The 15,022-nt window shown below is 66.3% G+C and carries 11 protein-coding genes; 1 reads left to right on the forward strand and 10 read right to left on the reverse strand.

Annotated features, from left to right (window positions below; all coding sequences use genetic code 11):
• Nucleotides 1-3 precede the first annotated feature (3 nt).
• Both Pla123a_RS12365 and trxA read right to left on the reverse strand, forming a co-directional pair.
• Entirely contained in the window at nt 4-1,506 is a 1,503-nt protein-coding gene (locus tag Pla123a_RS12365) for a hypothetical protein (RefSeq protein ID WP_146587348.1), read from the reverse strand.
• A 207-nt stretch (nt 1,507-1,713) separates the two neighbouring features.
• Complete coding sequence (gene trxA / locus Pla123a_RS12370; protein WP_146587350.1) at nt 1,714-2,037, reverse strand: thioredoxin; 324 nt, start codon at nt 2,035-2,037, stop codon at nt 1,714-1,716.
• Nucleotides 2,038-2,376: 339 nt separating this feature from the next.
• On the opposite strand from trxA, the gene Pla123a_RS12375 reads away from it, so the two are divergent.
• Nucleotides 2,377-2,955 (forward strand): thioredoxin family protein, encoded by a 579-nt coding sequence (locus tag Pla123a_RS12375; RefSeq protein WP_146587352.1) that lies wholly within the window; start codon nt 2,377-2,379, stop codon nt 2,953-2,955.
• A gap of 255 nt (nt 2,956-3,210) precedes the next feature.
• On the opposite strand, the gene Pla123a_RS12380 is transcribed toward Pla123a_RS12375, so the two are convergent.
• The 8 genes from Pla123a_RS12380 to Pla123a_RS12415 form a co-directional block, all read right to left on the reverse strand.
• On the reverse strand, nt 3,211-3,825 hold the full coding sequence (locus Pla123a_RS12380; RefSeq protein ID WP_146587354.1) for a tetratricopeptide repeat protein: 615 nt from the start codon (nt 3,823-3,825) through the stop codon (nt 3,211-3,213).
• A gap of 111 nt (nt 3,826-3,936) precedes the next feature.
• The gene (locus Pla123a_RS12385; RefSeq protein ID WP_146587355.1) at nt 3,937-4,728 is read right to left on the reverse strand and encodes a hypothetical protein; all 792 of its coding nucleotides are present in this window, start codon (nt 4,726-4,728) and stop codon (nt 3,937-3,939) included.
• Nucleotides 4,729-5,032: 304 nt separating this feature from the next.
• Nucleotides 5,033-6,325: a TRAP transporter large permease gene (locus Pla123a_RS12390; protein WP_146587357.1), complete on the reverse strand. Its 1,293-nt coding sequence runs from the start codon at nt 6,323-6,325 to the stop codon at nt 5,033-5,035.
• A 6-nt stretch (nt 6,326-6,331) separates the two neighbouring features.
• On the reverse strand, nt 6,332-6,859 hold the full coding sequence (locus Pla123a_RS12395; RefSeq protein WP_146587359.1) for a TRAP transporter small permease: 528 nt from the start codon (nt 6,857-6,859) through the stop codon (nt 6,332-6,334).
• 30 nt (nt 6,860-6,889) lie between these two features.
• Complete coding sequence (locus tag Pla123a_RS12400; RefSeq protein WP_146587361.1) at nt 6,890-7,912, reverse strand: TRAP transporter substrate-binding protein; 1,023 nt, start codon at nt 7,910-7,912, stop codon at nt 6,890-6,892.
• A 181-nt stretch (nt 7,913-8,093) separates the two neighbouring features.
• Nucleotides 8,094-8,963 carry a transglutaminase family protein gene (locus Pla123a_RS12405; protein WP_146587363.1) on the reverse strand — a complete coding sequence of 290 codons (870 nt, stop codon included), beginning with the start codon at nt 8,961-8,963 and terminating at the stop codon, nt 8,094-8,096.
• Between the two features lie 15 nt (nt 8,964-8,978).
• On the reverse strand, nt 8,979-11,549 hold the full coding sequence (locus tag Pla123a_RS12410; RefSeq protein ID WP_146587365.1) for a circularly permuted type 2 ATP-grasp protein: 2,571 nt from the start codon (nt 11,547-11,549) through the stop codon (nt 8,979-8,981).
• The gene (locus Pla123a_RS12415) at nt 11,549-15,013 is read right to left on the reverse strand and encodes a transglutaminase family protein (protein WP_146587367.1); all 3,465 of its coding nucleotides are present in this window, start codon (nt 15,011-15,013) and stop codon (nt 11,549-11,551) included. The genes Pla123a_RS12410 and Pla123a_RS12415 overlap by 1 nt, the downstream gene beginning before the upstream one ends.
• Nucleotides 15,014-15,022 lie beyond the last annotated feature (9 nt).

Here is a 15,022-nt window from a genome sequence, read left to right on the forward strand (position 1 = left end):
CAATTACGCCGCCTTGGCGAGCGGCCCCTCCCCCGAGGGCCCGTGACGCATGTTCGACAGCAGGTCGCGGATGCGGGCCCGCAGCTCCGACCGCTCGTGGTTCCACCTCACCTCGAGGGACTCGTACTGACCCTGCTGGCGGTCGAGCTCCCGCTCGCGTGCGATCAGCCGCGCGGCCTGCTTCTCGATCTCCTCGTCCCGACGGCGTGACCACTCCAGGAGCTGGCGGCCGTGCTCCTCGAGCCGCGACTGCTCGTCGCCCAACTGCTTGGAGACGCCCTCCAGCTCCACCCGGCGCTCCTCCATCTCACGGAGGGTCTGCTCGTAGTGGTCGCTGAGCCGGGCCCGCACCTGCGCGATCGAACGCGTCAGGCTGGCGGGCGCCAGGGCGCCGGTGAGTTGGGCCCAGGTCTCCTCGGTGGCGAGGCGCATCTCGAGCACCTCGCGCTGCGTCCCCTGGAGCTCGACCTGCAGCCGTTCGAGGGCCGCCTCGCGGTCGTCGATCCGCTCGGCCCGCCGCGACAGCAGCTCCTTGTCGTGGGCGATCTCCTGTTTCATGGTGACCCGCTCCTCCTCGATCTTGCGACGTTCCATCAGGTGCTGCTGCTGCATCGCCTGGCGGTCGGCGTTGAGCTGCGAGCGTTCCCGCTGCAGCGAGCGCTTCTCCTCGGCGAGCATCGCCTCGGCCTCGTCGAGGTGGATCGCCCGGGCGTGCGACTCGTTGCTCTGGCTCTCGGCCTGGGCGATGCGGCGTTCGGTGATGCCGAGCGCCTCGTAGCGTTTGATGGCGAGCTGGATTTCTGCCTGACGGGCGGCCAGCTGGGCCTCGCGTTCGGCGAAGCCGGCGATCTGGTTCTGCAGCTCCTGCTGCTGCGACTCCAGCTCGACCCGCTGCCGCTCGAGTTCGGCCTCGACCGTGGACCTGCTCTTGAGCTGGCCGTTGAGCTCCTGCTGGCGTGCTTTGAATTCTTCCTCGCGGCGCTGGATGGCCTGCTGGCGGCGGTCTAGCTCGGCGATGCGGTCGCCGTGTTTGCCGCGGTCGTTGGTGAACGATTCGATCTCTTGGTACAGCTCGGCCTGCCGGGCGTCGAGCTCTTGTTCGCGTTTGGCGATAGCGGCCCTCAGCTCTTCGAGTTCCCGCTTCGCCCGCTCCGCGGCGGCCGCGTCGGCGCTGGGGTCTCGTTCGCCGCCCGGCCGCTCCTCGACGAGCTGGTTCTGCTCCTCGAACCACAGCTTGGCCGACTCGACCTTGGCCTGCAGGTCGAGCTCGCGGGCGTCGAGCTCGGCGGCGCGGCGCTGCAGCGCGTCCTGCTGCTGCTGCAGCCGCTGGGCCAGCTCGGCGGCGTGCTTGTCGATCGGCATCGACGATTCGAGCTCGAGCGCGGCGGGGGCCTCTGCCACTTCGCCGCCGACGGCCGCCTTCGCGGCGGTCTTGGCGGTCGCGCGGTGGATGGCGTGGGGCGGGTCTACCCGCGACTCGGAGGCCTTGGCGGACTTGTCTGGCATCGAACGCGATTCCCTTCTGCTGGCCGCCACGGGGCGTCGTGCCCGTGCGACCCGTACAAACGGTAAGATTTGCCTATCTTCCGTTTCGGCCAGCCGGCGTCACGGCTTGAGCGAATTGCCGCGTGACCGCGCAAAAAAAAGAGCCCCGCTGCTAGCAAGCAGCGGGGCTCCTGGTCGTTGGTGGCATTATTGGCCGGCCGGCGTAGATTAAGCCTTGGCCGAGTCGATCGCGTCCTGCAGGCGGTTCTTCGGCTGGACGCCGACGAAGCGGTCGACCACCTCGCCGCCCTTGAAGACCATCAGGGTCGGGATGCTGCTGACGCCGTAGCTCTGCGCGGCGCCGGGGGCGTCGTCGACGTTGAGCTTCACGACCTTGGCGCCGCCGCTGTTCTCGCCGGCCAGCTCTTCCACGAGCGGGGCGATCTGACGGCACGGGCCGCACCACGGCGCCCAGAAGTCGACCAGCACCGGCTCGCCGGCCTTCAGTACTTCTGCCTCAAAGTTATCGTCGTTGACTTCTTGAACGCCCACGGTAGTCTCCTGAACTGGTAACCGGTCCGCCTGGCGCCGGACCGCTGGTTTCTAATGACACAAATCTGCTAGTGACTCACTACGGCGTCGGGTGACAGCGGGTTCGACCCCGGCGGGGCCATCGGCCGTAAGTTGTTTGCGTGCAAACGATTGTAGGAGCTGCGGGGCCGCTGTCAACGCTACGGGCGGCCCCCCCGGCCGGTTGGCGGCGGGGCCGTGGCTCCTATACTGCAGGACCTAGGCCGCCCGCTGCAGGCAGGTCCCGCCGCCCGCCCAGGGCAGGACCCAGGCGGCCCCGCGAGGTTCGTTCGCCGTCCCGCTAGATCCGGAGCCCCACCCATGGTTAAAACCCCCAGCACAATGCTGCCGCTCGGCACGCCCGCCCCTGATTTCTCGCTCCCGAACGTCGACGGCAAAACGGTCTCCCTGGACAGTTTTGACGGCTCCAAGGGCCTGCTGGTGGTTTTCATGTGCAACCACTGCCCCTTTGTGATCCACATCGCCGACGAGCTGAAGAAGTTTGCCGACGAGTACCAGGCCAAGGGCCTGGCGGTGGTCGGCATCAGCGCGAACGACGTCGAGAACTACCCGGACGACTCGCCCGAAAAGATGGTCGAGGAGGCCAAGTCCCGCGGCTACAGCTTCCCGTACCTGTACGACGCGACGCAGGACACCGCCATCGCGTACAAGGCGGCCTGCACGCCGGACTTCTTCGTGTTCGACGCGGACAAGAAGCTGGTCTACCGCGGCCAGTTCGACGCCAGCCGCCCGGGCAGCGACATCCCCGTGACCGGCGAGGACCTCCGCGCCGCCGCCGACCAGGTGCTGGCCGGCAAGACCCCCTCCGAGGACCAAACCCCCAGCATCGGCTGCAACATCAAATGGAAGCCGGGCGGCGAGCCGGAGTACTTCGGTTAGCGGGTAGTTGAGGCTCTGCGAACAGCTCGAGATAGCAACCTCGAGGCGTTGCCGCAATCTCTCAGTGAGGGTCGATATGTGCCGCGGTTCGTCCAGCCTCGGCTGCTAGAGATCTGACGGAGCTGCGCGAGGTGTCCGCGTCTAAGAGCAACCGCTGCGGATAACGGTAGGGATCAGCGGGCGGCGGGAGTTGACATTGATCTCACCAAAAACCGCACCACCGCCGCTCCGTTGCATCCCATGGTTCTGCCCGTCTTATTCGTGTGATGCGAAAAGTGACTGGTATTTGGCGGCACGCTCGGTATCGCCAAGTTCATCATAGCATCCAGCCAGTTCACCGTATATGAAGTACGAAGAAGGCTGGCCGTCGGCAGCAATCTGAAACGCTTCTGCAGCTTCGGCGAATCTTCGCTCGTCGCGAAGGATATAGCCAAGGTCTTCCGCGATGTATTGCCTATGGGGCGACAAGTTAAGTCCGTTTCGGAGAATGTTGATACCGACATCAGGGGCAATTCGTGAGTAAAAGAGTTCGTAGACCCCGAAGCAGTCAATTGGGACACCGCAGACCACATCGCCATCACATTCGTGGTGGTATCGAAATTCAATCTCACCGTCGCGCAGAAAGTATGCGTAATCGCTGATGCGTTCAGGAAGGCAGAGGTCCAAGTAGCAATCTTGGATTGTGCCGCCTGGAAGTACATGTTTCGCCTTCACGACGAAAAAGTCACTGATCTCGGATTCACGGAGGACTGCCGCATCGATTGGGTCGAATTCCCAATCGCGAATGTCGTCCGTGTCGGGTTCGAGTCCTTCGACCCGGCCAAAGATCGGAATTTCAGGGTGCTGAGTAAGAGCGTCGATGAATCGCATCGTTGTAAATTCAGCGGCAGAACGGCAGTCGTAACCGGGCACGAACGGAAGACCTTGATTTCAAATGCCGCGTGAATGAGTGCTCCGGTTCACGGCTTTGTTCTGCAGCATTCACGGTTGATTGGCGTACGCGCCGATGGTGTCCAAGTTAAACGCCAACCGCCCATCATTGTAACGCACTAGTGGCGACCAAGAGGTGTATTTTGGCACGTCAAGATGAAATTCAATCGGTGCGATTGTTGAAACTGGTTCCAATTCGAATGTCGAATTTGCGTTTTCATTTAGATGGCGTTGTACTACATCACATTCACGCGCGAGGTCGCCATCGGTAACGGCCAAAATCGCATCAGCGCGTAATTGTGGTGGGTCAGGAAATTTGCCAAGCATTGAAAATGGCGCACACCATTGAAGGACACGAACTGCCTCGCATGCCATCAGCGAAGGAATGGATTCGATTGTCGGCAATGTGTCAAGAGTTTTGCGAAGTGAATCAAAGGTCGCCCATTCAAATACGGGAATTCCGTACTTGGTCTCGGTGAGATACCCCGGCGGCGTGTATTGGCTCGATTTCCACGCACCTTCAAGCATCTTGGTAAACGCCGGAATCCAGACTACGTAATTTCCAACGCGTCGAATTGAGATATACCCGCCGGATTCACACCCCGGAAATCCACAGCAGTCGCAAACCAGCACTTGGGATGGGTCTTCATCGACGCCAGCACGGTCGATATTGTTGACGAGGCAGACGCCGTTTGAATGAAGTGCCTTGGTCGCAAACATTCCCAGCGACGAAGATGTGTAATCGAAGGTCACATCTCGGAGTTCGTAGGATTCGACATACCACATGTTGATGTTGCTGCAGAACTTGTTATTAGACAGAAACTTCTTCAGTAAGAACTGCATACTGAAGAAGGTCTTCAGTATGCGGGTTGACAGGGAGTTCGCGGACATGTATACATAAATACACTACCCGTCAACATCCCCGCAGAGGGCCTCGCGATGGCGCCAGTCTACCGGTGCGACCCGCAGGCGGCAAACGGCGTTGGGTTAACCAATCCACTCAAGTTGCTGGACCGAATGTTGAGTCAAGTTCTCCGCGCCTGAACCAGCCGTCGGGGAGGTCATTTGCGTCGACCGGCGCGGCGAGCATCCTTTCCAAGATCGCGGCGGGGCGCGACACTTCCCTTACCTCCCCTGAACCCGTCGCCTACGGCCCCAGCACTTCCGGCAGCCAGAGCGACAGCTGCGGCACGTAGGTGATGATCAGCAGCGCCACGACCATCGCGATGAAGAACGGGATCATCGGCCGCGCGACCTTGGCGATGGTGGTCTGGCCGACCCCGCAGCCGATGAACAGGCAGGTCCCCACCGGTGGCGTGCAGAGGCCGATGCACAGGTTCACGATGATCATGATGCCGAAGTGCACCGGGTCCATGCCGAGCTCCGTGACGACCGGCAGGAAGATCGGCGTGAAGATCAGCACCGCCGGCGTCATGTCCATGAACGCGCCGACGACCAGCAGCACCAGGTTGATGATCAGCAGGATCACCAGCGGGTTGTCCGACAGCGAGAGCATCGTGGCGCTGATGGTCTGCGGGATGTTCTGGTAGACCAGCACCCAGCTCATCGCCTGGCTGGCGCCGATCAAGAGGAAGATCACCGAGGTGGTGATGCCGGCCTTGAGCAGCATCTGCGGCAGGGCCGACAGCGGCGCCTCGCGGTAGATGACGAAGGTCAAGAGGAAGGCGTACAGTACGGCGATGGCGGCCGCCTCGGTGGGGGAGAACACGCCCCCCAAGATGCCGCCCATCACGATCACGATCAGCAGCAGGCTGGGGAAGGCGGCCCAGGCGGCGCGGATGATGTCGTCGAGCGAGGCCCGCACACCCTCGTGCTCGTCGCCCCGAAAGCCGGTGATCCAGCAGGCCAGCATCAGCAGCAGGCCGGTCAGGATGCCCGGCCCGATGCCGGCCAGGAAGAGCGAAGCGACCGAAACGTCGCCGGCGACCACCGCGAACACGATCATCACGTTGCTGGGCGGGATCATCAGCCCGGTGGTGGCGGCGGTGGTGGTGAGCGCGACGCTGGTGTCGCGGTCGTAGCCGTTGCGTTGCATTTCAGGGAGCATCATCCCGCCGACGCTCGACACCGCGGCGGTGGCCGAGCCGGAGATGGCGCCGAACAGCATGCAGGTGAGCGTGCAGACGTACGCCAGTCCGCCCTGCAGGTGGCCGACCAGCACGCTGGCGAAGTCGATGAGTCGCCGCGCCATGCCCCCCTCGCCCATCAGCTGGCCGGCGAGCACGAAGAACGGGATCGCCAGCAGCGAGAACTTGGCGATGCCGGCGCTCATCTTCTGGGCCACGATGTACCCGGTCGAGACATCGCCCAGCGACAAGATCGCCATGAACGCCGCGCCGCCGATCGCGATCGCCACGGGGACGTTCATCAGCAGCATCGCGAAGAACGCGACCACGATGATGATGATCTGCACGTCCATACGGCGTCAGGCCTGCTGCTCCAATTCGGTGGGGACCGAAGGGGCATCCCCCGGCCCGCCGCCGACGACCTCGGCCCCGCCCGCGATCCGCCACGCGCGGTGCAGCGAGAACAGGCAGATCAACACCCCGCCGACCGGAGCGGCCAGGTAGACCCAGCCCTTGCGGAGCGGCACCGTGGTCATCATCTGGCCCGACTCGAGGGTCTTCGCAACTAGCACGTAGCCGCCCCAGATCAGGGCCGCGGCCGCGAACACCGCGCAGATCAGCGCGACGAGGACCTCCAGCAGCCGCCGGGCGTCGGGCGAGAGCTTTTCGGCCAGCCAGTCGAGGCCCAGGTGCTCCCAGCGGCGGAAGCCAGCCGCGGCGGCCAGGAACGTCAGCCAGACGATCAACGCCTCGGAGACGTCTTGGGTCCAGCGGCTCGGCGAGTCGAGCACGAACCGCGACGCCACGCCCCACAGCACGACCAGCACCAGCGCGCCCATGATGAGCGACACCAGCCCCTCGAGCAGCGCCACGCCAAAGCGTCTCACAGAAGATTGCTCCTGATGGTCCAAGCTGCCCTATTCCTCCGCGATCCGCTGCATCAGCCCGCCCACCTGCGTGCCGTCGTAGCTGTGGTGCAGGTCCTGGACCTTCTCGATGAACGGCGCCAGGTCGGGCACGTGGACTGCGACGCCCTCGGCCTCGAGGGCCTGCAGGACTCGCTTGGTTTCGTCCGACCAGAGCTGCCGCTGCCGGTCGGCCGACTCGTAGGCGGCCTCCTGCAGCCACCGCTGCTCGTCGGGCGACAACGCCTGCCAGGTCTGCTCGCTCACCAGCAGCACGTCGGGCACGCGGGTGTGCTCGTTGCGGGTGAAGTGGCGGCAGACCTCGAAGTGCCGGTTGGAGTAGAAGCTCGGCAGGTTGTTCTCGGCGCCGTCGACCTGGTTGGTCTGCAGGGCGGAGTAGAGCTCGCCCCAGTCGATCGGGGTCGGCGACCCGCCGAGCGCCTCGACCATGGCCATGGCGGTCTTGCTCTGCTGCACGCGGATCTTGAGGCCGACCAGGTCGTCGGGCGAGAGGATCGCGCGGTTGACGGTGTAGAAGCTGCGGGCGCCGGCGTCGAAGTAGCACAGGCCCTTGAAGCCGACCCGCTCGCCGGCGGCGAGCAGCTCGTCGCCGATCGGGCCCTCGAGCACCTTCCAGCAGTGGTCCTCGCTGCGGAACACATAGGGCACGCCCAGCACCGCGATCTCGGGGATAAAGTTCTCCAGCGGCCCGGCGGAGGTTTTGGTCAGGTCGAGCGCGCCCTGCTGCAGCTGCTCGACGCACTCGGCCTCGCTGCCGAGCTGGCTGTTGGCGAAGATCTCGAGGCTGAGCCGGCCGCGCGACTTCTGGTCGAGCGTCTCGGCCATTTGCAGCAGCGCCTGGTGCACCGGGTGCTTCTCGTCCAGGCTGTGGGCCAGCTTCAGCACCCGCGTTGGCGAACCCCCTGGTTCATGGGCATCGTCGGCCGAGCGGAGCACCAACGCAAACGCCAGCGTCGCGCTCAGAACGCCACAGCACAGGCCAACGATAAAGAACGATGTGGCTTTGCCAAACATAGGTCGGAATCGGATTGTCCAAGAAGAGCGCCGCGGCCGCGGCGGCAGCCCCTCTACCTTAAGGCAAACCCACCCGCAGGTGTATGGGTAATCGACCCGCGACGGCGAAAGATCCGCCGCGGGCGTTCGTGGTTGCAGAGCGCGCGCCATCTAGCGCAACGCAAGTGGACAAGTGCGTGGGCTACTTCATCGGGGCCACGTCGACCGTGACCTCCATCGTGTGCCCGCCGCCGCCGACATAGACGCCCTGGATTGGGCAGACGTCGGCGTAATCGCGGCCGTGGGCGATGGTGATGTGGTCGCGGCCGGGGAGCACCGCGTTGGTGGGGTCGGCGTCGACCCAGCCGTCGGCGCCGCAGTACAACGCGAGCCACGCGTGCGAGGCGTCGGCCCCAACCAGCCGTGGCTTGCCCGGCGGCGGTATCGTCCGCAGGTAGCCGCTGACGTACCGCGCGGCGAGGCCGATCGACCTCAGGCAGGAGATTGCCACGTGGGCGAAGTCCTGGCAGACGCCCGCCCGCTGGTCGAACGCCTCGGTGACCGGGGTGCTGACCGTGGTGGCCTGGGGGTTGTACTCGAAGTCCTTGTTGATGCGGAGGTTGAGGTCCCGCAGGGCGTCGACGATCGGCCGCCCCGGCGTGAACGACTTCTCCGCGTACTGCCCCAGCCGGCGGACGAGCGGCGCCTTGGACGAGGGGAACGCGAACTGGTAGGGCCGCATCGGCGCGTCGGGCTCGGCCGCCGGGAGCGCGTCACGCACCTGCTCCCACGGCGTCCCGGGTCCCGGCTCGTCCCGCTCGTCGATCTCGATCTCGCTGGTCGCCGAGAGGGACAACCCGCGGTGCGCTTCGAGGATCGAAAAGTACTCGGTCGGGTTGCCAAAGACATCGGTCCGCTGCAGCACGTCTGACGGGTCGGGCAGGATGATCAGGCGGTAGCTCTGCCGGGTCTGGCCGCGGGTTTCGCGGGGCGACAGGTGCACCAGGTTGTGGCACACCGCCACCGGCTCGCTGTAGGCGTACTTGGTGGTGTGCGTGATGCGGTAGCGCATGGCGGGCGTAGTCGGCTAGAGCGGTGAGAGCTGCCGCGGCGTGCCGGCGTGGACCAAGTACTTGAGTGAGATCGCGTTGGACAGGCTCGGCAGGTCGCGGCTGATCTGGGCCAGCAGCTCGGCCAGCGGCTTCTGGTTGCCCATCTCGTGGGCCTCGGCAAGCGCCTCGACGTCGGCCATGCGGATGGCGTGGCTCATCGACATCACCAGCCGCTGCTCGGCCGCGGCGCCCTGCGCCTCGTCGTCGCTGCGGGGCAGCTTGCCGATGTGCCGCTCGAGCGTGTTGAGCTGGAACGCCACGCTCCGCGGGTTCGACGGGTCGGTCAGCAGCAGGTCGAGGGTCGCCACGAAACGCATGTTCGAGCGGTACCGCGAACGGTAGGTCATGATGCTGTCGGAGGTCTCGAGGAGCGCCTCGAGCATCGGCCGGACGGAGGGCTGGGTCTCGATCAGGCAGGCGGTCAGCAGCTCGACCAGCTGGGCCGCCCGCTCGAGCCGCCGGCCGATGTCCAGGAACCGGTAGAACTGCGTGCGGGTCATGCTCTCGACCACCAGGCCGCCGACGGCGGCCAGGTCGGCGATCAGCTCGTCGGTCGCGTTGATCAGGTCGGTCAGGTCCTGCGGGGCTGCGTCGGGCGCGTTGAACGCCTGGCTCACGCGCAGCAAGAGCCGCCACGCGTCCCGCGACAGGCGGTCGCGTACCTTGGTCGCCGAGTAGAACACCCGATCGACCGACGCCGTCAGCGAGCTCGGCTGCTGCGAGTTGAGCACCTGCGACGGCAGCGACCGGTCGACGTGCGGCAGCAGCTCGCGCATCTCGGCGACGGCGTAGCCCGGCTCGATCAGGCCCTCGTCGGCCAGCGCCCGCAGCAGGTAGGGCAGCTCGACAAGCTGCGTCGGGTCGTCCTCGCCGGTCAGCCGGTTGGCGACCGTGCGGACCAGGCGCGCTTTGGCGTCGGCCCGTTCGAGGTTCCGGCCCAGCCAGTAGCTGTTGTCCGCGACACGGCTGGGCAGCTCGGCGCCGAGACGCACCAACGCCACTGGCTCGTCCTCGTGAGAGAGCAGCGAGATCGGCTCGACCGGCTGATCGCTGGTGATCCAAACGTCCTTGCTCCCCTCGCCGGAAAGGATGGAGGTCTCGAGCGGCTCGGCGCTCGACGTCGTCCGGGCGAGGGCGCCCTCCATCACCTGGAAGCCGCCGTCGGGGGTCGCGGTGGCGAAAGCCCGCAACGCCACACGGCAGGTCTGCAGCCGCCCGTTACGCCAGCAGGGCGCCGAGGAACGCTGAACCCTTTCCTGGGCGATGTAGCCGCGCGGGTCGGCGCGTAGTTTTTCGATCAGCTGCTCGCGGGGCATGTCGCGGAGCTCGACCGTCAGCATGCTCTCTTCGCCCCGCTGCCGGAACGCCCGCTTGAGCAGCAGGCGGTCGACGTTCTGCGTGACGTACTCGAGCGACTCCGGCTCGCCGCACCACCAGGTCGCGACCCCCGGCAGCTTGAGCTTCTCGCCCAGCAGCGCCTGGCAGAGCCGCGGCAGGAAGGCCATGAACACGGGCGACTCGACCAGCCCGCTGCCGAGCGGGTTGGCGACCGCCAGCGACCCTTCGCGCGAGGCCTGGATCAGCCCCGCCACGCCGGCCGGCGATTCGCCGCCCAGCTCCAGCGGGTCACACTGATCGCTGTTCGGGCGGCGGATCAGCACGTCGATGGGCACCAGCCCCTCGAGCGTCTTGAGCCACAGGCGGCGTTTCCGCACGGTGAGGTCTTCGCCCTCGACCAGCACGTAGCCCAGGTACCTGGCGAGGTACGCGTCCTCAAAATAGTTCTGCTGGCCGGGGCCCTGGCTGAGGATCGCGATGCTCGGGTTGCGGACCTGCTGCGGCGCGATGGCCTGCAGGCTCTCGCGCACGCGGGCGAAGTAACCCGCCAGCCGCATCACGCGGCAGTCGCGGAACGGCTCGGGCAGCATCCGCGAGACAACGATCCGGTTCTCCAGCGCGAAACCGATTCCCGAGGGCGACTCGGTGCGGTCCGCCAGCACCCACCACGACCCGTCGGGGGAGCGGCCCAAGTCGGCCGAATACAGCTGCAGCATCTGCGAACGCGCAACCTCGGGCGACTTAAGCGGCAGCAGGTAGCCCGGGTGACCGTACAGCAGCTCGGGAGGCAGGACGCCATCGCGCACCAGCTTCTGCGGCCCGTACAGGTCCTGCAGCGCGAGCTCGAGCACCTGAGCCCGCTGGGCGAGACCTGTCGAGACCTCGGACCATTCACGCGACCCGACCAGCAGCGGGAACGGGTCGAGCATCCAGGGGCGTTGGCGGTCGTCCGCCGCGCCGTGCGGGCTGTACGCGACGCCGTTGGCATGAATCAGCCGCTGCGAACGGGCCCAGCGGCGTTTGAGCTCGAGCGTGCCGAGTCGTTCAAACTGTGCGGTAAACGCCAGCCAGTGGGCGCGGTAGCCGCCGCGGGGGTCGATTAGCTCGTCGTAGGCGCCGGCGACAGGTCGGTACCCAACCAGCGGAGAAACATCGGCGGCCTGCTGGTTGACGAGGCCACCGGGTTGAGTCTGCCGCTGGCCTTGCATCAGGTTCCGCCGCGCCGTAGATCAAGCGTGAGTGGGAACTCTGGATTGGTTTCCACAGGCGGAATTCTAACAGGGCCCGGGGTGTGGCCAAAGCTGAAAAACCGCGTCGCGCGTCGGCTTTCGGCTTCTAGGGCGTTGACTGGGAAGGTTGTAGGATTGTTGCCTCCGGGGTGGCCGATATGGTACTGGCAACCGCCCATCGAGCGGTCCATCCACGAATCGACCAGGTCGAAGACCAGCGGCCCGTGTACCGGGATCGTGGGGTGCAAACAACTTGGCGGCTGCCACGCGCGGTACCGGACACCCGCGACATACTCGTCCTCGACCCCGGTTGGGTGGAGCGGCACACGGCGGCCATTGCAGGCGAGCACGTACCGCGGATCGGTCATGCCGCTCACCCTGGCTTCCAGACGCTCAATCGACGAGTCGACGTAGCGGGCCAGCGCCCCGCCGCCCGGCTCCTCACCGAGCACGTACCACGGCTCGATCGCCCGCCGCAACTCGACGTGCACGCCGCGTTGCGTGAAGCGGCCGATCACCGGGAACCGGAACTCCCAGTGGGCCGCGAACCAGTCCCGCTTGATCGGGAACCCGAGCTGGTGCATCTCGTCGGTGACGTCCTGGAAGTCCTGCCAGATGAAGTGCGGCAGCATCCAGCGGTCGTGCAGCGTGGTGCGCCACGACACGATCGGCTCCTCGTAGGGCGTCTCCCAGAACCGCGCGACCAGCGCCCGCAGCAGCAGCTGCTGGGTCAGGCTCATGCGGGCGTGGGGCGGCATCTCGAACGCGCGGAACTCGACCAGTCCGAGGCGGCCGGTCGGGCCGTCGGGCGAGAACAGCTTGTCGATGCAGAACTCCGACCGGTGCGTGTTGCCGGTGCCGTCCACCAGCAGGTGACGGAACAGGCGGTCGACCAGCCACGGCGGGACCTCGCGGCCGGCCTGGATCTGCTCGAACGCAATCTTCAGCTCGTACAACGAGTCGGCCCGGGCCTCCTCGACCCGCGGCGCCTGGCTTGTCGGGCCGATAAACTTGCCCGAGAAGATGTACGACAACGACGGGTGGTTCTGCCAGTACGCCAGGAAGCTCTTCAGCAGGTCGGGCCGCCGCAGCCACGGGCTGTCGGCGACCGACTGGCCCCCCATCACGACGTGGTTGCCGCCGCCGGTGCCGGTGTGCGAGCCGTCCTGGTCGAACTTCTCGGTGCCGAGCCGCGTCTGCCGCGCGTCCTCGTACACGCCAGTGGTAATCTCAACCAGCTCGTCCCAGCTCTCGGCCGGGTGGACGTTGACTTCCAGCACACCGGGGTCGGGCGTGACCTTGATGTGCTGCAGCCGCGGGTCGTGGGGCGGTGTGTAGCCCTCGATCACGATCTGGGTGTCGAGCGACTCGGTTGTGTCTTCGATCGCGGTGATCAGGTCGAGGAAGACCTCGAGCCGATCGAGCGGCGGCAGGAAGATATGCAGCACGCCGCCACGGGCCTCGATGCAGAGCGCCGTGCGGATAACGTCGGCCGGGTCGTTGTAGTTGGTGTCGGCCTTAAAGACGTTTTGGGGGTTGTAGCGGTCTTCGGGGTCCTCGGGCATCTGCTCCGGGTGCGACGCGTCACCGGGGCCCCCTGCGCCGTTCCAACCGCCGCCCGAGCCGTTCGGGCCCGACCCGCCGCGGCGCCGCAGCGCGCTGAACGGGTCGGCGTGGTCGCCCTCGCCGCCGCCAGCAACGGCAAGTGCGGGCTGGGCGTGACGCCGGCGGAGCGTCTCGTAGCGGGGCAGCTCGGCGAGCGCCTCCATCGTGTCGCGTTCGAAGTAGTCGGTCGAGGTGGTCGACTTGCCCGTGTACAGCAGGCTCTGCAGCGGCAGCCGGTAGCCCATCGGCGAGTCGCCCGGGAGCAGGAACATCTCGTCCGCCCGCACCACCCACTCGCTGCTCTGCCAGCAGGGCTGCGACTCCCACCAGCGGAACTGCAGCGGCAGCGCGACGCCGACCGTGCTCGACAGCCCCTGCTCGAAGATGCGGGCGATCCGCTCGCGTTCTTCGACCTCTTCGATCTTGGAGTCACGCGGGTCGACGTTGGCCGGCAGCCGCCGCTCGCGCCAGGCGTAGTACATGGCGTCTTCGTAGGCGTCGGTGACGTGATCGGCGTTCACGCCCAAACGCTCGGCCAGCGCGCGGCCGAACCGCTGCGCGTCGGCCGCCGTGTGGCCGAGGTTGACGCCGTCGGGTGCGAAGAGCGCGTCGTTCTTCCAGATCGGCTCGCCGTCCTTGCGCCAGTAGCACTGCATGGACCACCGCGGCAACGACTCGCCGGGGTACCACTTGCCCTGGCCGAAGTGCAGCAGGCCGCCGGCGCCGAATCGCCGCTTCAGCTTGAGCAGCATCTCGTTGCCCAGGCGACGCTTGTTGGGGCCGACCGCCGCGGTCTGCCACTCGTCGCCGTCCATGTCGTCGATAGAAACAAAGGTCGGCTCGCCCCCCATGGTGAGCCGCACGTCGTGCTGATTGAGCCGCTCGTCGACCTTGTGGCCGAGGGCCTCGATCTCGCTCCATTCTTCCTCGGTGTACGGCTTGGTGACCCGCGGGTCCTCGTGCACCCGGTTGACCGACATCTCGAAGTCGAATTCGACGTTCTCGCACTGATCGTGGGCGCCGGTGATCGGCGCGGCCGAAACCGGGTGCGGCGTGCACGCCAGCGGGATGTGGCCCTCGCTGGCCAGCAGGCCGGAGGTCGGGTCGAGCCCCACCCAACCGGCGCCCGGCAGGTAGACCTCGGTCCACGCGTGCAGGTCGGTAAAATCGGCCTCGGGACCCGAGGGGCCGTCTAGTGACTTCTGGTCGGCGACCAGCTGGATCAGGTAGCCGGACACAAACCGCGACGCGAAGCCAATCTGACGCAGCACCTGGCACATCAGCCAGGCCGAGTCACGGCACGAACCGGTGCCGAGCTCGAGCGTCTGCTCGCAGGTCTGCACGCCCGGCTCGAGACGCACGACGTAGCCGACCTCACGCTGCAGACGCTGGTTCAGCTCGACCAGGAAGTCGATGGTCTTGCGGGGCCGGCGGTCGACCGTGCCGAGCAGCGCGTGCATCCGCGGCCCGGCCGCGTCCAGCGACATGTACGGCTTCAGGTCCCGCAGGGTGTGCTCGTCGTAGTGGAACGGGAACTCTTCGGCGGCCGGCTCGGTGAAGAAGTCGAACGGGTTGATCGACGAGAGCGACGCCACCAGGTCGACCTCTACCGACAGCTTGGTCGCCGGCTCCGGGAAGACGCACCGCGCCTGGTAGTTGCCGTAGGGGTCCTGCTGCCAGTTGAGGAAGTGGTTGTCGGGCTGAACCCGCAGCGAGTAGCTGAGGATTGGCGTCCGCGAGTGCGGCGCCGGGCGCAGCCGGATGACCTGCGGCCCTAGCCCAATCCGCTCGGAGTAGGTGTAGGTAGTCTTGTGGTGCAGCGCGACGTGGATGCTCATCGGTAGGAT

Origin of the sequence: Posidoniimonas polymericola (assembly GCF_007859935.1) — a bacterium.
In the GTDB taxonomy this organism is placed as follows: domain Bacteria; phylum Planctomycetota; class Planctomycetia; order Pirellulales; family Lacipirellulaceae; genus Posidoniimonas; species Posidoniimonas polymericola.

What these genes read in the sequence shown, in the direction of transcription:
- Pla123a_RS12365 (WP_146587348.1), bottom strand. Translation starts at nt 1,506, where the DNA reads ATGCCAGACAAGTCCGCCAAGGCCTCCGAGTCGCGGGTAGACCCGCCC.
- Pla123a_RS12375 (WP_146587352.1), top strand. Translation starts at nt 2,377, where the DNA reads ATGGTTAAAACCCCCAGCACAATGCTGCCGCTCGGCACGCCCGCCCCT.
- Pla123a_RS12380 (WP_146587354.1), bottom strand. Translation starts at nt 3,825, where the DNA reads ATGCGATTCATCGACGCTCTTACTCAGCACCCTGAAATTCCGATCTTT.
- Pla123a_RS12385 (WP_146587355.1), bottom strand. Translation starts at nt 4,728, where the DNA reads ATGCAGTTCTTACTGAAGAAGTTTCTGTCTAATAACAAGTTCTGCAGC.
- Pla123a_RS12390 (WP_146587357.1), bottom strand. Translation starts at nt 6,325, where the DNA reads ATGGACGTGCAGATCATCATCATCGTGGTCGCGTTCTTCGCGATGCTG.
- Pla123a_RS12400 (WP_146587361.1), bottom strand. Translation starts at nt 7,912, where the DNA reads ATGTTTGGCAAAGCCACATCGTTCTTTATCGTTGGCCTGTGCTGTGGC.
- Pla123a_RS12405 (WP_146587363.1), bottom strand. Translation starts at nt 8,963, where the DNA reads ATGCGCTACCGCATCACGCACACCACCAAGTACGCCTACAGCGAGCCG.
- Pla123a_RS12410 (WP_146587365.1), bottom strand. Translation starts at nt 11,549, where the DNA reads ATGCAAGGCCAGCGGCAGACTCAACCCGGTGGCCTCGTCAACCAGCAG.
- Pla123a_RS12415 (WP_146587367.1), bottom strand. Translation starts at nt 15,013, where the DNA reads ATGAGCATCCACGTCGCGCTGCACCACAAGACTACCTACACCTACTCC.